The sequence below is a fragment of the Vibrio sp. 10N.222.49.A3 genome (assembly GCF_041475145.1).
Taxonomy (GTDB): domain Bacteria; phylum Pseudomonadota; class Gammaproteobacteria; order Enterobacterales; family Vibrionaceae; genus Vibrio; species Vibrio tasmaniensis_A.
Genome location: NZ_JBFRVM010000027.1, coordinates 19670 through 40770 on the forward strand (window position 1 = coordinate 19670; position 21101 = coordinate 40770).

6 protein-coding genes are annotated in these 21101 nt (G+C 44.5%); 4 read left to right on the forward strand and 2 right to left on the reverse strand.

Annotation, left to right across the window (positions count from 1 at the left end; all coding sequences use genetic code 11):
* Position 1: 1 nt before the first annotated feature.
* Complete coding sequence (locus tag AB4589_RS04835) at positions 2 to 2200, reverse strand: heparinase II/III family protein (RefSeq protein WP_372099595.1); 2199 nt, start codon at positions 2198 to 2200, stop codon at positions 2 to 4.
* A gap of 332 nt (positions 2201 to 2532) precedes the next feature.
* Here AB4589_RS04835 and AB4589_RS04840 point away from each other — a divergent pair, with 332 nt between their 5' ends.
* The 4 genes from AB4589_RS04840 to AB4589_RS04855 all read left to right on the forward strand — a co-directional run bounded on the left by AB4589_RS04840 (position 2533) and on the right by AB4589_RS04855 (position 6701).
* The gene (locus AB4589_RS04840) at positions 2533 to 2868 is read left to right on the forward strand and encodes a cupin domain-containing protein (protein ID WP_009846518.1); all 336 of its coding nucleotides are present in this window, start codon (positions 2533 to 2535) and stop codon (positions 2866 to 2868) included.
* A gap of 34 nt (positions 2869 to 2902) precedes the next feature.
* Positions 2903 to 3835: a sugar kinase gene (locus AB4589_RS04845; protein ID WP_009846517.1), complete on the forward strand. Its 933-nt coding sequence runs from the start codon at positions 2903 to 2905 to the stop codon at positions 3833 to 3835.
* Positions 3836 to 3908: 73 nt separating this feature from the next.
* A complete protein-coding gene (locus AB4589_RS04850) occupies positions 3909 to 4535 on the forward strand; it encodes a bifunctional 4-hydroxy-2-oxoglutarate aldolase/2-dehydro-3-deoxy-phosphogluconate aldolase (protein ID WP_009846516.1) in 627 nt (208 codons plus the stop codon).
* A 396-nt stretch (positions 4536 to 4931) separates the two neighbouring features.
* Positions 4932 to 6701, forward strand: a complete 1770-nt coding sequence (locus AB4589_RS04855) for a sodium:solute symporter family protein (RefSeq protein ID WP_009846515.1) — start codon at positions 4932 to 4934, stop codon at positions 6699 to 6701.
* A 215-nt stretch (positions 6702 to 6916) separates the two neighbouring features.
* On the opposite strand, the gene AB4589_RS04860 is transcribed toward AB4589_RS04855, so the two are convergent.
* Positions 6917 to 20407, reverse strand: a complete 13491-nt coding sequence (locus AB4589_RS04860) for a retention module-containing protein (protein WP_372099597.1) — start codon at positions 20405 to 20407, stop codon at positions 6917 to 6919.
* Between the last annotated feature and the right edge of the window lie 694 nt (positions 20408 to 21101).

Here is a 21101-nt window from a genome sequence, read left to right on the forward strand (position 1 = left end):
ATTATTTCCCCTGCTCTGCTGTGCTTGCTAATTCTGGGTTTAAAATTGTTTCTACTGAGTAGAAGCCTGTCCAGCTGTATACTTTACCGTTCAGTTCTACTTTGTGTTCAGTGCTCTCAGTCGCGCCAAGTTGGTTGCTGATCATCACTGTCACATTTGACTTCTCTGTGGTGATTTCGACGACTGAACCGACGTTTGTATGCGCTACAACCTTGATGTCTTTCACAACGCCGCGAGCATTTACTGATTGTTCGAACTCTTCGTTAAAGTAACCGTGCGTTTCTAGAACAGAAGCGAACAGTGTTGTTTCGCCTTTGCTACGCAAAATGAATGCAGGCTCTGAACGTAGGTTGAAGCTTGGATCGTTAGCACCAGTGCGAGTAAAGACAACTTCAGCATTGTCGTTAGACGTTGCGCCTAGCCAAGTGTAGTACGTGTTGTTTTGTAGCCAGCTCACAAGTGCTGTGCCCTTCACTTCACCACTTGCGACGTTCCATAAGTGTTGATAACCGAAATCGCTGCCTAGCGTGTTTAACTCTTTGTTTGCTTGGTATTCAAAGTTAGTGCGAACAATCTGACCTGCATATTGGTGTGAGTAGTCGTATTGGTGCTCGCCTTCGCCGCCTTTTGTAGAGTCTAAGCGGTAAAGGTCTAACAATAGCGGAGATTCAAGCTCTTCAAGGTTTAACATGAACACGCTGCGTTGCATGTCAAAACCTTGGTAGTGATCGTTAGCAAATGCACTCATGCCGTTGATTTGCTCGCCTTCTACTTTAAAGAAGTGAGGCAAGCCGTGTACTGAGTCTGCACGCTCAACGTCAAAGTTATTCTGACATTTTTCATCAATGGTTACTGCATTATGAGCAATCGTTTGACGTGCGTAAGATTTGTTTTCATCTAGGTAACGACCGCCGAATTTTGGCTCAACGTTCACCCAACGGCAGAAGCCGTATTCACGTAGTACTTCTTGACCGCGGTTGAAGAAAGAAATACCCAGCGTATCGAAGTTGCCGTGACCCATGCCGTGTTGGCCGTAGTTCATCACTAACTGAGAAACGTCGCCTTTCTTATCCTGCATGCGGATAAAACCTTGCGCGCCGTTGTGACCTTCAGGGCCTTCGTTCAATTCAACACTTGGCCAGAAAGGCATGCCGATTTCTTTTTCAACAGAAGCCGCTTCGTATGCTTTAGATAACTCAAGACCACATGGGTGCATCCATACTGCGTCTTGAATCTTCGCCATACCAAGAATGTTTTGATCTACGCCGTTTTCTGAAGAGTAATGTTTGCTGTAAACACTGACGGCAACTTGAACACCCATGTCTGTGATGCCCATTGTGCGAGATGCATCGTTCAGAGCCGGGAATTCACCGTTCGGGTACGCTGTCGCCAGCATTGCTTGTACTGTGTTACCAATCACGCCGCCTTTGTAGTTGTAGATATCAACTTCAGGCATATGACGGTGAATCACTTCAGCGAACACACACGTTGGGCGAATCGCGTAACGGTGGTAGTAAGGGCCTTCCATATAGTAACCAGAAGGTGCAAACAGCTGAGAAATTTGAGCTAGAAAGCCGCCAGTATCGTTACGGTCGATGCCGTACACTGACATTTCAAGGTACTCGCGCTTGCCTAGAGCAAGACCACAGATACCCACAGCGGCTACTGCCCAAATACCGTGGTTGTGAATGCGGTCGAAGTCGTGTGCGTATTTAACCGTAAACATTTCTAGCATTGGTTCGAAAATGCGCGATTCAATGTTGTCACGCTGCTCTTGTGTCAGTGTTGAAGCAACACAAGAGTAAGCCAAGCTTGAGAACATTAACCAGCAGTGTTCGTTCAAGATTTGGTGGAACAAACGACCTGTAGGGTTAGTGTTTTTCTGTACGTGGTAATCAAACGTTAGATATTTGTCCGCGTACTCTTCTAGTAGTTCTGTAACAAAGTCAGCGTACTTTTGCTCTTTAGTGATCAAGAACATGCGACCAGCTAAGTTCATGTACGTGTAGTTTTGCTTATGGCGGTTATGCTCGTAACCACCCGCTTCTCCGTGACCAGGAACATCAATAGGTAAGCACATGAACGCTTCTAGGTCTTTCGCGTTCGCTGCAATGGTTTTGCCCATTAAGCTAGAACGGCCCACTTCAAGGTGAAGTTGCTCTATTTCTGCTTCAGTCAACAATACTGGTTTAGTCGTCATATTCTTTGTCACCCTCAATAAAGAGTTTATCGGTTTAAACTTTGATTAAATTTTCAAACTCCATATAAAGTAATACAATATTAGCTTTAATTGTACTTATTCGTCGCAAAATGATGAGCAGAATCACATAAACCCGCATAAGCTATTGATATTAATAGATAACACTAAATATCAGGCATTTGTTAAGTTGTTGATTTATTTGCGCTATATAAAGTATCGCTTGATCAACATCACACAACGCTAGATATATTGTATTACAATTAACCTCATTCCCTTATGATGAAAACAGTTAAGTAACACTTAAAAGATTTAAACAGATTAGGAGATACACAATGAACTCTTTCTTTATTCTAGATGAAAACCCATGGGAAGAATTGGGCGGTGGTATCAAGCGTAAAATCGTCGCGTACACTGACGATCTTATGGCTGTACACCTATGTTTTGATAAGGGCGCAATTGGCCATCCTCATACTCACGAAATTCACGACCAAATCGGTTATGTTGTTCGTGGTAGCTTCGAAGCTGAAATCGAAGGTGAAAAGAAAGTGCTTAAAGAAGGCGATGCTTACTTCGCGCGTAAACACATGATGCACGGCGCCGTTGCTCTAGAGCAAGACAGCATCCTTCTTGATATCTTCAATCCTGCGCGTGAAGATTTCCTAAAATAATAACTAGCGCAACCTCAGTTGCTAAGGTAAGCATATGAAATCATTAAACATCGCGGTCATTGGCGAGTGCATGGTTGAGCTACAACAGAAACAAGACGGGCTTCAGCAGAGTTTTGGTGGCGATACACTGAATACAGCACTTTACTTGTCTCGCTTAACAAAAGAGCAAGATATCAACACGAGCTACGTAACAGCACTAGGCACTGACCCATTCAGTACCGACATGTTAGAAAAGTGGCAAGCGGAAGGTATCGACACTAGCTTAATTGCTCAGCTTGATCACAAACAACCAGGGCTTTACTACATCGAGACCGATGAAACTGGTGAACGCAGTTTCCACTACTGGCGTAATGATGCTGCAGCAAAATTCATGTTTGACCAGCAAGACACGCCTGCTCTACTTGATAAGCTATTTTCTTTTGACGCGGTTTACCTAAGTGGTATTACGCTTGCTATCTTGACAGAGAACGGACGCGCACAGCTATTCAGCTTCTTAGACAAATTCAAAGCTCAAGGCGGCCAAGTATTCTTCGACAATAACTTTCGTCCAAAACTTTGGGAAAGCCAACAAGAAGCGATTTCTTGGTACTTGAAGATGCTTAAGTACACCGACACAGCGCTACTGACGTTCGATGACGAGCAAGAGCTGTACGGTGACGAAAGCATTGAACAGTGTATTGCACGTACGTCTGAGTCTGGTGTGAAAGAGATCATCATTAAGCGTGGCGCGAAAGACTGCCTAGTGGTTGAAAGCCAAAGTGCTCAGTACGTTGCACCAAACCCAGTAGACAGCATCGTTGATACAACAGCGGCTGGCGATTCGTTCAGTGCAGGCTTCTTGGCTAAACGCTTGAGCGGTGGCAATGCGCGTGATGCAGCATTAGCAGGTCACATTGTGGCAGGGACTGTGATTCAGCATCCAGGTGCTATCATTCCTCTAGAAGCGACCCCTGATTTGTCTCTATAATTGCGCACTTTAACTATTAATCAAGGGTTTGCTTAGTTGAAAGCAGACCCATTATTAACGTGAGAAAGAATTCATGACTACATTAAATGAACAACTAGCAAACCTAAAAGTAATCCCTGTAATCGCTATCAACCGTGCTGAAGATGCCATCCCCCTAGGCAAAGCACTGGTTGAAAACGGCATGCCGTGTGCAGAAATCACACTGCGTACAGAATGTGCAATCGAAGCGATTCGCATCATGCGTAAAGAATTCCCAGACATGCTAATCGGTTCAGGTACTGTACTGACTAACGAGCAAGTTGACGCATCTATCGAAGCTGGCGTTGATTTCATCGTAAGCCCAGGTTTTAACCCTCGTACAGTTCAATACTGTATCGATAAAGGTGTCGCAATTGTACCGGGTGTTAACAACCCAAGCCTAGTTGAACAAGCAATGGAAATGGGCCTTCGCACGTTGAAGTTCTTTCCTGCTGAGCCTTCTGGCGGTACAGGTATGCTTAAAGCACTAACAGCGGTTTACCCTGTTAAATTTATGCCTACTGGTGGCGTAAGCTTGAAGAATGTAGATGAATACCTATCGATCCCTTCTGTTCTTGCGTGTGGCGGTACTTGGATGGTTCCAACTAACCTTATCGACGAAGGTAAGTGGGACGAACTAGGCAAGCTTGTTCGTGACGCTGTCGAGCTAGTCAATAGATAGGTTCGCGTTAACCGGCTGCACTTGTTCAACGACGAAAGCGAGCTCTGTGCTCGCTTTTTTATTACGTGATATAAAGTGGACACACCTATTTTATTTTTAACCATACTTATTAGAGTTTTGTCACTTCTCAATCAACACGCTCGCTCAACTAATCCCTATAACCATACGGATATTTGTATTATTATTTTAAACACTTACTTTCAAGCATTTATCCGACGACAACGATGAAGTTTGAAATAATTGCAAAAAATTAAGCTCTTAAACGGCTTTAAGTGCCATCTATGATGAAATAAACATGCGCCCCAGATCACGATAAAGACATATTGTAGTACAAATAAACATGCAGGAGGAGTAATCTAGGTGTCAGTTAATTATGAAACTTAAAAGGCTGAAAAGATGACTATTGATACTTTTGTTGTTCTCGCCTACTTCTTCTTTTTAATCGCGATTGGTTGGATGTTCCGTAAGTTCACCACCTCTACAAGTGATTACTTCAGAGGGGGCGGCAAAATGTTGTGGTGGATGGTTGGTGCAACCGCCTTCATGACACAGTTTTCAGCATGGACGTTTACAGGTGCCGCAGGACGCGCGTTCAATGACGGTTTCGTTATTGTAATCCTATTCTTAGCCAATGCTTTTGGCTACTTCATGAACTATATGTACTTCGCTCCAAAGTTCCGCCAACTTCGTGTGGTAACGGCGATCGAAGCCATTCGTCAACGCTTTGGTAAAACGTCTGAACAGTTCTTCACATGGGCAGGTATGCCTGACAGTCTTATCTCTGCAGGTATCTGGCTAAACGGTCTCGCTATCTTCGTAGCTGCTGTATTCAACATCCCAATGGAAGCAACCATTGTGGTAACGGGTATGGTTCTAGTATTGATGGCAGTAACAGGCGGCTCTTGGGCGGTTGTTGCTTCTGACTTCATGCAAATGCTTGTAATCATGGCCGTGACAATCACTTGTGCGGTTGCGGCTTACTTCCACGGTGGTGGCTTAACTAACATCGTTGCTAACTTCGACGGCGACTTCATGTTAGGTAACAACCTAAACTACATGAGCATCTTCATCCTTTGGGTTGTGTTCATCTTCGTGAAGCAATTCGGTGTAATGAACAACAGCATCAACGCTTACCGTTACCTATGTGCAAAAGACAGTGAAAACGCACGTAAAGCGGCAGGCCTAGCATGTATCCTTATGGTTGTTGGTCCACTAATTTGGTTCCTACCACCATGGTACGTAAGTGCATTCATGCCTGAGTTCGCATTAGAGTACGCTTCAATGGGTGATAAAGCGGGTGATGCTGCTTACCTAGCATTCGTACAGAACGTAATGCCAGCAGGTATGGTTGGTCTTCTTATGTCAGCAATGTTCGCTGCAACGATGTCTTCTATGGATTCAGGTTTGAACCGTAACGCTGGTATCTTTGTAATGAACTTCTACAGCCCGATTCTTCGTCAAAATGCGACTCAGAAAGAGCTGGTTATTGTAAGTAAGCTAACGACTATTATGATGGGTGTTATCATCATCGCGATTGGCTTGTTCATTAACTCTCTACGTCACTTGAGCTTGTTCGATATCGTAATGAACGTAGGTGCGTTAATTGGCTTCCCAATGCTTATCCCTGTACTACTTGGTATGTGGATTCGTAAGACGCCTGACTGGGCTGGTTGGTCTACTCTCGTGGTTGGTGGTTTCGTTTCTTACATCTTCGGTATCTCGCTTCAAGCAGAAGACATCGAGCACCTATTCGGTATGGAAACAGCGCTTACTGGCCGTGAATGGAGCGACTTGAAAGTAGGTCTTAGCTTAGCTGCTCACGTAGTGTTTACTGGTGGTTACTTCATGCTAACTTCTCGCTTCTACAAAGGCCTATCGCCTGAACGTGAGAAAGAAGTTGACCAACTATTCACTAACTGGAACACACCATTAGTAGCGGAAGGTGAAGAGCAACAAAACCTAGATACTAAACAGCGTTCAATGCTTGGTAAGCTTATCAGCACAGCAGGTTTCGGTATCCTAGCAATGGCTCTGATTCCAAACGAACCAACAGGACGCTTGTTGTTCCTACTATGTGGTTCGATGGTACTAACCGTTGGTATCCTACTGGTTAATGCGGCCAAAAACCCTGCAAAAAAGCTAAATGATGGAGCGATTCTCAAATAGTATAGAGAAAGAACACTATTCGCTTAGCTGATATAACACATAAAATAATGCCCATGCTTTCCCCCGACAGCATGGGCTTTTTGTTGTTTTATCGAGGCTATTGGTTTATCGGGGCTCATTCAGCAAGATTTAATAAAAAATAGGCCAGCATTGCTGGCCTATTTCGTTATGGTTTAGTTATTCACTTCTAATCACTAGCGCTTATCAATTGAGCGTTAACCGTGAGTCATAACATTCTGCTGTACTAGCGCATCCAGAATATCAGAAGGCATGGTGCCATTTAACGTCAGCTGAGGCGCAAGATCTTCAACCACAATCACTTGTTCTGTCGTGCCTAAGCCATCAGGGTTAATCGTAAGCTCAATATCATCCCCGTCGACCTTCGCATCAATGTGTTGCAGCAGTGTTGTTATATCTGGTGAGGCACTTTTCAGCTCAGGTAACACTTCTCTTAGATCGAGTTGGTCTCCTTCAGATAGGCTAAAGTCGGTAATCGTATCTTCGACACCATCTTCGATGTTGAACCATACAAACGAATCCATACCGTCGCCACCAGTCAGAATATCGGAACCGCCACCACCAATGAGCGTGTCGTTACCATCACCGCCAACTAACGTATCGTTACCCGAACCACCTTCCAGACGATCATTTCCAGATCCCGCTGTCAGGTCGATATTGCCAGCCCCTGCCAATAACTGAACATCGTCGGTTTCTGTAGCTAAATCGATATCAACCCCGTTAGACACAATGTTCAAGTTGAGATCTATCGAAGCCGATGTTGCAGTATCGCTGTTATCTAGCTCTTCTGAAACCGCCTCCACTTTGAGTGTGTAGCTTCCCGGCGTATCAGAAAGCCCAACCACTTTCACAGTGTCAATCGCATCCGCCGTGGCAATCCAAACTCCACCACCGACATCAGTCACTGAACCCACATCACTCGTAATTTGAGCACCAACAGGCACATCACTGATACGTAGCGTTAGCTCTTCCGTAATATCTGTCAAGGCAGCAATAATACCAACCAAAGGAACGCCGCTAGCGCTTACTGACTGGTTAGCGGTGATATTTCTGACGTAGTTAGACGCAGTATCAATCGACAAAGTCGGCGCATTCGCCACAGGAGTCACTGCGATATCATAGATAACTGGCGTGGTTTCAATGACGATACCAGAAGGGTTTCCGCTATCTTTCGCGATGACTTCCAAGCCAATGCTATTGGTTGGAGACAGGCTCGCATCCAGATAAACACCCGCAGGGCTAGTCGGTGTGTCAATTAATGCATTTAGGTCGCTCAACGTACCTACTAAGATAACCGAACCTGTGTTGTTGCCATTCACCATCACAGTTGTCACGGCAGGCAGCGACACATTTAACGTTCCGTAATCCACCGTCAAAGTGACCGTCATCAAGTCATTAGAAAATGAATCAACATAATCAGGATCACTGACATTGATGCCACTCAGCAGCTGACCCGATTCTTCATCAATAAAATCAGTGACATTGTCACCATTAACAACAGGTGTATCGTTAACACCTTGTACCACAACGCTGATTTCCGCGGTATCCGTTAAGAAATCATTTGAGCCATTGGTTGTACCGTTATCTTCTACTGTATAGGTGAATGTAACATCGCCATTGTAATCATCAGCTGCCGTGAATACCCAGTATGGGCCATTAATCGAATTGTCATCCGCCCCACCAACGTTCTCAAACTTCTGAATTTGCCCCTGACCTTGATCGATTTCGACCTTAGTTACCGTAATGGCATGCCCCTCAGGGTCTGTCGTCGCTGTAATCAGGTCTTCAGCTTTGATGATTAGCTGACCTTCTTCAAGCATGGTGCCCAAATCAATATCGGTTGCCACTGGTTGGTCGTTAACTTCTGTAACTACAAGGCTGATTTCCGCACTGCCCACTTTGAAGTCCGGCGAACCGTCGGTTGTACCATCATCGATAATGGAGTAATTGAATTTGACGTCTCCATTATAATCATCAGCTGCCGTGAACACCCAGTATGGGCCATTAATCGAATTGTCATCCGCCCCAGCAATGTTCTCAAACCTCTGAAGCTGACCTTGACCTTGATTTTGAGTAAGGCTGATATCTGTTACGGTAAGGTTATGATTTTCGATATCAGAGCTTGCCGTAATCAAGTCACCCTCAACAATCACGATTTGGCCATCTTCCGGAATCGAGCCCAAATCAACATTGGCCGCTATCGGAGCATCATTATATTCCGTCACTTTAATAGTGAAGGTAGTTTGATTCGTTTGAGCGGTATTCGGATCACCCGCATCAATCAAACCGTTATTACCACCGTCATCGATCGTAGCATTAATGGTCACTAACCCACCCTGATTGAGATAGTTCTGATCCGGGTCCGGTTTGAACGTAACCTCGCCATTAGTTAGCGCTGCATTGATGTCAGCTTCTTTACCTGTCATGACAAGTGAGCCATCAGCCTGCAATACAAATGTCACACCATTGGATTGAGTGCTTGGGAGTACAAACTCGCCCTGTGCACCCGGCAGTGTTTGGTCAACTTTTAGCGTCAGTACATACGGTGCATCTGGATTATCAAAGTTTGCGTCGATATCGTAGATACTAAAGTTGTTGATTGCCACACCAGTAGAGTCTTCTGTCGTTTCAAGGTTAGTCACATTGACAAAGGTCGGTTGATCGTTGATAGGATCAATCACTAAATCAACATTGAAACTCGTTGGTGTGCCTAAATGCTCCGTGTTATCAGCATCTGTATCCACAGAACGAACGGTAATCTGCAGTGGACCATTAATACCCAAAGCATTACCTGTATCACTATTATGTTCGCCAGAGTTAAATACGATCTTATCGAACGACTGAGCTGGAACGTTTAGTGTCCAGAGTTGCGTCGCTGGATCATAGCTACCTATAGTGGTTCCGTCAGGGTAGTAGATAGAAGCATCTTGAGGAACACCTGCCACTTCGACTCGAAGGGTTTCGGGTGCATTTTCGGTATACGTTCCGCTTCCTGTGGCCGACAACTCTTTATCTAAAATAGTCGCATTGATTTCGATATCAATATTCTGCCCTTCGTTGCCTGTTACAGAGTCCGTAGGATTGGTATCAACATCGTCACCAACAGGCACCACATGCAGTTTGAAGCTTGGTAAGTTTGCAGCCGCAGTCGGTACGCCAAGTAGCGACTCTTGAGTGAACACTTCAACACCAAACTCAGCAGTACCACTGAAGTTTTTAGGCGGTAAAATCGAAATTTCACTTAAGTCGAATGAAAGTCCAGAAGCTTGAGGCAATTGAACACTCCACTCACCGCCACCGTTGTTTTTCACAGTGTAAGCAGAACCAGCATCTACACGCATCTGGAAGCCATCAGGTACATCGGTGAACTTAATCGATACAAACTGTTCTGATCCATCAAGGTCAGTCAGTGCAATCGATACAGGTCCTGTACCTGACAAGGAAATAAGCTGGTCTTCGTTGCCGGTAATCTCGATTACATCAGGATCACTACCCGGTCCAGAGACATGTACATCATCAACAACCGGAACAACATCAAAACGAACACTTGTATTGAAGGTATCGGAGTCGGTTGCAGTGCCTACCGGAAAAGCAGAATCATTGTAGGTTGCGGTATCTGTAACTGTACCACTTACATTAATCTGCACTTGGTTAATATCATTTCCAGTTGGGTAGTTTTCTATCGCCCTAAAGAGGACATTATCGAGCGCCCCCGCCGCGATTTCAGCTTGATTAAACGTGACTGAGGTACCAAGTGAGGTACCCGTATTGTCATAGAATGCCCCTATTGAAGGGTCATCCAACGTCAAAGTAATGGATGTAAACGCCTCTTGCCCCCCTTCGACGCCTGATACCTGACCCGAAATAGTCGAATTGAAGTCGAGTTGAATGTAGGTGTCTTCGTAACCCACCGGATCTTGTCCAGCCTGACCGTCGTTATCAACAGGATTAAAGGCATCATCAAGAGAGCCCACGACATTCACCTCAATCGTAGGGTCCGTCTCCGCATCTGGCGCGACTTTGATGACGACGTCGGTAACTAACGTTTTCTCATCACCAGAGAGCGTATCTTTGGTCACTATGGTTAGAGGTAATCTAAAGTCACCCGAGTAATCGGCAGGCAAGTTAAGTAACAGCCCTGAGAAATCAGTTGGAACGCCCTGTTCAACGGTTGTCTCAAATACATATTTTCCATTAACAAAATCGACTTCACTGCTTCCCGCTAAACTAATTGGGAAAGTGCCTCCTGGGTTAATGGTCACGGAGTCATCAATGATAATGGTCACTTGGTCTACCGATGCATCTTCTCCAGAGAAAGTGATCACACCATTTAGTGCTGCACCTAAATCAAGTTGCGTGTCTTCGATAGCGTCGACAACACTATTAGCATCCATTGTAATGTTAGCTGCAACCTCGCCTCCCCCAACAAGTACTTCTGGAAATGATAATGTCACTTCGCCTTCCCGAATAACGGCAGGAGATGACTCAACCTCAACACCATCACCGCGATCAACCACCGTACTAAAGATAGTCATCTTGATGTCATTGAATACGTCTGGAAGATTAGAAATAGGAGGGAAACCAAGACCATTAGGAGCACTTATGCTAAACAAGTCCTCATTGGTCACAACCCAACGACCATCGCCTTCATAAGCCGCGCCAATAACGAGTAATTGATTCAATACGTCATCTGACAATGGAGTCTTATTCGGGTCATTATTCGTTAATTGAATAACCAGTTGGTCAACTTCCTCAATAGCAGACGATGCATCGGTTTCTTGATATCGAATAACAAACTCATCCGTGGCGGATGGATTGTCGCTGTTGGTTGTAAACTTGAGTACACCAGTCAAAGGATCGGCGCTCACCGTACCCAAAGAACCAGTTCCAGCCACGTCGTCGACGATAAGCTGATTATCGATGCCATCATGAGTCTCAACAACGGGTCTTACGATAACATTGATCGTACCTGTAACCGTCGCAGTCGCAATACCCTCACCTGGGTTAGATGAATCCACATATTCGTGATCACGCTCCTCAACGTCTACCTCTGTCGTCAATGTGAAATCAACGCTAGAGTCAGTTGGCGGAGTCATTTGAATAAAGTTATTCGCTAGTGCAATTTGGGTAAATTGTTCCGGCGTTTGATTCGCGTCTTTAGGGGTAATCGTTAACGTACCAGCACCATCATTCACAACAGTCACATCACCATTTACGGTGGGTGTGACACCCGGTGGAATACCGGAAATCTTAATTGAAGTGAAATGCTCATCTGAGTCGATATAGTCAACGCCTTCAGGATGCCAATCGATGTTGATAGCCGTATCTTCGTTCCCGTTTGTGACGTTGTTGTAGGTTGTTGAGGTATCGATGATAGGCTCAACCAACACTCGAATTTCTTGATCAAAAGAAAGTGTGTGACCGTCGTTTTCCGTTACGATCACTTTGCCTTGAATGTGGATATTCTCGGTCGAAGAGTCGACAGGTCGAATACGAATACCTGACGTTGTACCCGCCTCCGTAATATTAGCTTCGTAGATAGGTTTTGATAAATCAGGGCTACCACCCGGTCCGGTTTCGTAACCCACAAAGTTAAGATCAATAACCGTACCGTCACCATCCTCGATTATAACGCCATCAGGAATACCCGATAAGATGACCGTTATTGATTCGGAACCATCGTCCGGTAATGGTGTAGTGCCAGTGTCAGGCTTTCTCTCACCCGACAATACCGTGAAGTCAAGCAGAGCAAAGCTGTCGCCGTTTTGACTCTCTTGAATCGTCGTTTGAACACCGCTTGCAGTACCATCTGTAATTGCGGTCCAATCGGTACCATTCGTCCCACCATAAGGTGTGTCAGCAACTCCTTTCACTTCAACGTTAACCGTTTTAGTACCGAGTATTTCTACATCGACTTGTTGTGGGTTGGTTGACAGGTTTGCAGTGTCCTTCACTACACCTGTAACATCAAAAGTGAAATCCACATTGCTGTGTTTAGTTGGAACCACCTCAACGTTAGCCAAATCGGAATACGCTATTTCGTGGTAATTGGTACCACTGACAATAGGAACCACCGTGGTTGTACCTACAAAGTAAAGCACTGCGCCTTCTGTAATATTGCTGATACGAACAAACAGTTCTTCAGAGCCATCCGTATCGACCGACCCTGTCATGGTGATGACTTCGTCTAGCGTGAATGCATCTTTGTTATCCAAAGGCCCAAGGTAGTCGGGATTATCAATATTGTCTTCGTTGATTTGAATGCGATTTACACTGAACCTTCCAGGGTCAGCGTCAGCAGTGACATCAATAATGATGTTTTGCTCTACAGAACGAGCCTTAGTTTTATCATTTGCCCCGCCGTTAGCAGTATCTTCATAAGGATTCAGTGTTTCCTCTGTAACCGCTGTTGCTTCGAACTCTATCTGACCCGAGAAATTATCAATAGGGTTAACCACGGTGGTGTTAATGTCTTCTGCCGCTATTTTATATACACCACCCGCCGTCAGCGTAAGCACATTGCCGTCTTTATCAAGAAGCTCAAACTTTCCGTCACCTTCAACAACTTTCAACTCATAAGTGATCGTTTCAGTTTGGCTACTATCTTGTGATACTGCGTTTAACTGCAACGTGACGTTGTCTTCATCTTCATTGACTTGATACTGATAAGTGCTGTTGCCATCATCCCAAGTAGCAATATCCGCTACCGCTTCAATCTCGATTTTGAAGTTTGAGTTTACTTTGTGGTCAAGCATGCCATTGTTATCAATTTCGAGTTCATAACGAACGCGCCCACCAGTTTCATTTGAACTAGCGTGTTGATCAGGGACGAAGAATAGGTTGTCTATCGTCGCAATAGTTTGTCTTGATTCATTCGGATTTGGAGCAAAGCTTTGTTCGAGTTCAGGAGGACCAAATATAATGCTCCCATTTGGCTCAGGTACTAACTCATGGTAAGAGGTACCATCAAAGTAATAGAACGTACCTTGGTGACTATCACCTCCGTTCGGGCTTTTTATCGTTAACTGACCTATAGATTCATTGTTATCTTGGTCGTATAAGTTAACTTGCAATGCAACTTGCGCTGGCGCATTAGGCAGACCACTTTGGTTGTCTTGAACATTCTCAAGATCTGGTTCATCGCCCGTTGCGTAAGGTATCGTTGAGTCTCTACCCGCATCCTCGAAAGTGGTCACTTTCAGCGCGATTTTCGACGAATTTCGGTCTGTGATGGTGATATCTAACGGTGTTTCAGAGGTATCTAAATCGCTATCGGTCGCAATCACTTTAATAGAGAATTTGATTTCATCGCCAACGTGCTCTAAGTAATTATTGGCTCTAAATTCTATCTCACCATTTGAGTTTATTTGAAGTCGACCCAATTCACGAGTATCAACGCCGCCATTGCTCTGCTCGTATACTCGAATCTCCTGAGTTCCACTATTTAGATCGAAACCACTACTGTAAGGCCCACTAGTTCCAGAGCGGAAAACAATATTGACTCCATTATCAGTAATTCCTTCGATTCGACTTAAAGCCGCCCCATCAGCGCCTACATCAGTGGCATCAGCAAACATATCGACTATAGAACCGCGATAACCCTGACCTTCAACACGAGTAATCGATTGTGTTGTCACTAATGGAACATCATCCGTCACCGTGATCTTCAGATCGATCGCATTCGATTGGTCGTGATCAAAATCTTCAGCAACGATGGAGAAATCAAGATTTATCGTATTCTCGTTTTCAGCGTCAGGGTGCTTCAGTGGTTTAAACAATTCAAACTGATAACTGTTATCAGAGGTATCGAAAACAATCTCAAACACGGCTTCATTGCTGGTTACAGTTTGAGCAACATAGGTGAATGTTGTGCCGTTTTGTGAAACAGCTAGCCACTCTAAGCTTTCTCCATCGGAGGTTAAACCGCTCAAGACTAAATCTTCATCAACCAGTTCATACTTCACAACGCCATCGGCACCTTCATCGACGGTGAACAGTCCATTGATAATGGTGTCTTCAGATTGATCCGAACCTATGCCTGAAAGGTCGTCTTCATCGACAACCGTTTCGCCCGTCGGCGGCGTCATTACTGGAACATCATCAATGACTTGAATTGGTAGTTGATACTGGTTGGAGTCATCGCCATCACCGTCTACCGCCACAACATTAAATGGTATGGTTAGGTCATTTGATCCAGTAGCGTGATTTAGAGGGCCAAGTAAAGTGAATGTGTATGACCCATCGTTACCCAGTGCAAGAGTAAAAATCGGAGTCCCGCTTGTGGTCGCACCTTGGTAGGTAGTTGTGTTCGCAGCCCCAGTGACCTCAGTGATCGAAATCGCTTCATTGCCTGATGTCAGAGTAGTTTCTAGAGTGGCTACGTTACGCAGTTCGTAAACCTCTACTTGGTCTGCACCTTCTGTGGTCACAAACGAGCCTGTCGCTTGAGCCACAACAGAGCCTAAATCATCTTCATCAACAACAAACGTACTCGCGACAGTTGTATCCGTAATGACGGGAACATCATCAGTAATAGTCACCGTAAGAGGCTTAATTAGTGAATCTGTGTTGTCTTTGTCGACCGCTATAACTGGCAAGGTGAAAATTTGATCGTTATTACCCTGCACAGGCAGGTGATCTAACTCTTCTAACAATGTGAAGGTATATTGACCAAGCACCAAACTATCAAAAGTGATGGTGAAAATGTCCGTTTGGACACCACCGTTTTCTACGAAACCAATATAGCTATCGCTGTTTAGAGGGTCTTGTTTTAGCTGAACAGCCAGACCATCCGATTTTAGGTCGCCAGTTGTGTTGAATTGCGCAGTATCAATACGGAAATGGTTCACATCATCACTACCAGATGTAAACGTCATTGTTCCGGTTTGAGTGACCGTTATGCTCGGAGAGGTCCCATCAAGCAAGTTTGCTTCAGCCAAAGCGACTGGTGGTATGTTATCAATAACAGGTGGAGCACCATCTGAAATAGTAAGCGTAACGGTCGACGTGACTTCGTCACCATCTTTATCTTCAGACGTGACCGTAATAGTCTTAACAATATCGCCCCCTGAATGATTGAGGTTGCGATCAGGTTCGAAACGGACATCACCTTCCAGAGTGATATACAGTTTACCTTCAGCAACAGGGAAAACCTGCTCTCCGGTTGTCCCCTGAACTAACGTGTACACGTTGTTATCGTAAGTAAACTGGGTAATCGTTGCCCCGTCGGCACTTTGGTTTGGCATGACATCGACAGTACCTGTCGTGACAACACCAGCGGCTAAATCTGCAACCGTTGGCTCCGTAATGCTCAGCGTTTGATTTTGCATGCCTTGAACATCATCGCTGACCGTCACTTTCAGTGGCGACATTAATGAGTCATCACCATCACGATCTACCGCATAAACGGGGAGTTCAAATATCAGGTCATTCTTCGCTTGTCCATCAGCATGATCTAATGCTTCAAGCAGAGTAAAGGTGTACTCACCCACAGTGCTAGTAGAGAAACTAATCGTAAAGACAGGAACTTCTGGGTTGGCTCCGTCTTTCACAAAGCCGATGTACCCCCCAGTCGTGTTTGGATCGGCTTTAAGCTCAACGACCAACCCATTAGATTTAAGTGTGTCGTTGGTATTAAATAAGCTTGGCTCAATGCGGAAGCTGGTGACATTATCGCTTTGATTGGTGAACTGAATAATCTCAGTTTGACTCACAGGCACGGTGCTTGCTGCCGAGCCATCGGCTAGATTGGATTCTGATAGCGTGACGCTAGGAATAGTATTGATGATTGGAATATCACCATCGGTGATGGTCAAAGTCACGGTGGATGTCACCGGATCTTTATCAAAGTCACTTGACGTCACTACGATTGTTTTAACGATGTCTTCGTTGTTTGTATGAACTAAATCGCGATTGGGTTCAAAGCGCACTTCACCTTGCAGGGTGATGACTAACGTCCCTTCAGTGAAACCAAACCGCTGCTCACCAGTATCTGTTTGAACCAATGTTCTAAGTTGTCCGTCATAAACGAACTGAGTGATTGTTGCACCATCTGCACTTTGCACTGGCATCACATCAACAGTGCCAGTCGTAACAACACCAGCAGCCAAATCAGCCACCGTTGGCTCAGTAATGGTTAACGTTTGGTTTTGCATGCCTTGCACATCATCGCTGACCGTCACTTTCAGTGGCGACATTAATGAGTCATCACCGTCTCGGTCTACCGCATAAACCGGTAAATCAAAGCTCAATTCATTATTTGCTTGGCCATCAGCATGATCTAATGCTTCAAGTAGAGTAAAGGTGTACTCACCCACCGTGCTACTTGAGAAGCTAATCGTAAAGACAGGAACTTCTGGGTTGGCTCCGTCTTTCACAAAGCCGATGTACGCTCCAGTCGTATTTGGATCAGCTTTAAGCTCAACGACCAACCCATTCGATTTAAGTGTGTCGTTCGGGTTGAATTGAGCAGGATCGATACGGAATTTGACTACATTATCACTTTGATTGGTGAACTGAATAGTCTCAGTTTGGCTAACAGGCACGGTGCTTGCTGCCGAGCCATCGGCAAGATTAGATTCTGATAGCGTAACGCTTGGAATGGTGTTGATGATTGGAATATCACCATCGGTAATGGTCAAAGTCACGGTGGATGTCACCGGATCTTTATCAAAGTCACTTGACGTCACTACGATTGTTTTAACGATGTCTTCGCTGCTCGTGTGGTTTAAATCGCGATTCGGCTCAAAGCGTATTTCACCTTCAAGGGTAACGAACAGTTTGCCCTCAGGAACTGGAATCAGTTGCTCTCCCGTTATGCCCTGATTCAAGGTGTAAACGGTATTGTCATACGTGATTTGGGTAATGGTCGCGCCATCAGCACTCTGCTCGGGCATTACATCAATGGTGGCAGTCGTTACCGTACCAGCAGCCAAATCCGCAACCGTCGGTTCAACAATATTGAGCACACCATCTTTCATGATTTGCACATCATCACCGATGGTCATTGTAAGCGGGGAAATTTGCGAGCTATCGCCATCAGTGTCCACGGCGTAAACAGGCAGTTCAAAATTTAGCTCGTTATTTGCAAGGCCATCTTCATGATCTAACGCTTCAAGCAGCGTGAAGGTGTATTCCCCTAATGTACTTGTAGAAAAGCTAATCGTGAATACTGGGACATCAGGGTTTACCCCATCGTTAACAAAACCTATGTAAGTACCTGAGTTCTGGGGGTCTTCCTTGAGTTCAACGACAAGCCCATTCGATTTGAGCGTATCATTAGTATTGAACAAGTTTGGATCAATTCGAAAACTCGCGACATCATCACTACCGGCTGTAAACGTAATCGTTTCAGTGGCGCTAACCGCATTTCCGCTTGGCGAAGATCCATCACCAAGATTCGTTTCAGATAATGTCACTGGTGGAACTAGGTTAATTACCGGATCTTGGCCATCAGTAATACTAAGATCAAGCGTTGAGAAGCTCTCGTCGCCATCAGCATCTTCAGCTAAAAAGGCAAATTGTTTTACTATGGTTTCGCTGCTTGAGTGGTTGATATCACGAGCGACTTCAAAACTAAAATCACCATTGAGTGAAATCGTTGCAACCCCTTCTGTAAATGGGAAAGTTTGTGCCGCATCTGGGAGTAGATTTTGGTCTAACTTGTATTCGACCCCATCGTAAGACAATGATTGGATTGTCGAACCATCCGCACCCTCAAAGTTGAATAGATTATAAGAAACAACAGTATCACCCGCCAAAGTCGGTTCATCGACGGAAACGACATTATCGATGAGTTCGACCACATCATCTTTTACACTGATTAAGATCTCAGCAGCTTCTGGTGTGTTTGACCCACCAGACAGTGCAGAGCGGTCACCATCCGCGTCAACCGCGTAAATGGGCAATACAAAGGTTAGCAACTCACCTTCAGCACCTTGGTGTGAAAGCGATTCGTACAGAGTAAATTCATAATTCCCCAATGATGGACTATCGACTTTAACGTCAAAGACCGTAATTCGAGATCCATTGACCTCGACATAACCTTCATACGTTCTCACGCCATTGGTTTGACTAACTAACTCTAATTGAACGGCAGCACCATTAGAAACCAAGGCTCCCGTTGTATTAAATTCAGTCGGTTCAAGTTCGTAATGGTCAATAATGTCACTTTCAAAAACACTTGCTGTGATACTGCCAATACCACCTACTGGGGTTGTTCCTTCTTGTGAGCCGCCAACAATGCCTGACTCATCAACATCGATGCCATCAACATTAATAATGAACGGGCTATCACCATCAGAGATATCAACCTTAATCGTATTCGTTACGACATCCTGGTCAAAATCGGTAACCGTAATCGGTAGAGAGAATGAAAGCGTGTCGGAGCTCACTTCTTCTATCGGTTTAAACTGTTGGAAATTATATGTGCCATCGGTATCGAGGGAGATTGTGAGAACAACCTCACCTCTCCCTTGAATAGACAGAGTGATCGTTGTTCCATCATCAGACAGTCTTGCAACCGTGTTTTGGTTATCACTGAGCAACCCATCAAACTCTTCTAACGCACTGGCATCAAAGACAGCGGATTGAAGTTTATCACTTCCAATATTAGAAAAAGTGCCTTCAATAGGTGCACTACTCGTTTCTACATTATTGATATTCACGCTTTCAGCAGACGGATTCACCCCGTCAAATAAAGTAACCAGCGCATTAATTGGTGATGCTATTGGGTTTCCTGCGGAGTCTTCACCTTGAATATCAAAAGCAAAGTTAATTTGATCGCCAGTATAAGAGACCTGCCCACCACCGATAGACGGAACATGATCAATAGATTGAGAAATCGTGGTGGTTAACGAGATATCGATATTATTGCCAACACTAGTAGCATCAATATCGATACGTAATACTTCGTCAGTACCTTGGACACCAACAATGGAATTCGTCACCGAGTCGTAAGTAAACGTGACAACTTGGCCGCTTGATGTAATGTCGTTATTAAGCTCACTTAGGAGTGAAGCAAGGGAGAGTGTGTCTGGGACAAAAGAATCTGGGTCTAGAGCTAAACTGCCCGCAATAATCGTTTCTGTGGTCGTAATAGATTGGGGGTAGGTATTGCCAGAAATAGAACCTTCAGTGACTGATTCGCTGATCGATTGACCACCAGCTGAACGGGTGATCGTTCTAAATTCCTCTCGAGTTTCCTCTACCTCTTCTTTCGCAAGCCCTGATGTCTCAAAGAATGTCGAGGGCTGAGTTTGAATATTATTGTATTCAATCGTAACAAAGCCTGCATTTGCAGAGCCTAGCCCTTCACCAGCAGCCGTTGCTTCCAAAATTTCAGTAGGATCGGCGCCACCTAAAATAGCTTCTTGGATTGCCGCAATATCATCGTCAGTAAAGGCTCCGTCGTCAGATTGCTCTAGATCGAAATTGACCTCTCCGGCGATAGGGGCATCAGCCCAAGACAATTCTTGGTCAATACATCCAACACAATTCTCGCCAACCAGAACCTCACCATTTGGAGCACCTAATACAAGTTCTGCATTATTTGCGGTAATGACTATCTCATTTTCACGGATGATATCGCCAACTAAAACTTTTCTTGGGTTGCCGTCAGGCGTTACTACAACCACATCCCCACTTACTGCTTCAACAACCGCAGCTTGGCGCGAAACCTCAATATCCATATATCCCCCGTTATCACAAGCACTCTTATCTAGAGCTGTACAAATTATTTTTGTTAATCATTACAGGCTTTAATCAAATTCATACTTACCCCTCATCAATGGCCAATCTTTTGTTGTGCCTCTTCGAGTTGAAAAGAGATAAGTATTTAACCTGTTTTTTTTATAGTTTACTTACTGTTAAGCCTAGTCTTCCCCATAAAAAATGCCATGTCTGTGCTAAGAGACTCCTTTTCACAAATTCACTTATTCTCTATGGATTTCTAAAACACAAATTAAACGTTAGTAGTGCATTGATTTATATGCAAATAAACTCACAGCGATGTTACATCTCTTTAATCCTATAAAGATATACAGGAATAAAGTAGATAAATCATGAGCGAATATAAGACATTGCTTGAGGCAAACGATGTGATAGCAATAAAGCAGAGAGTAGTCCCAAACTTGAGACAATGTTCAGCACAAAGCGGATGAAAAACCATTTATTAAGCGTATATTTCGCCAATTTCATATATGCCCATCAACATATTAAGGTGCTATGGAGGAACAATAGTCATGACTTATCATTGGATATACACATATCAAAAGGAATACGTTTTAGGACAAAACAATAGATACAAAAAAGCCGCCCGAGTTTAACTCGGGCGGCTTTTAGAAGATCATGTACCGCAATATGGTGTTTATCTGTAAAACGAGA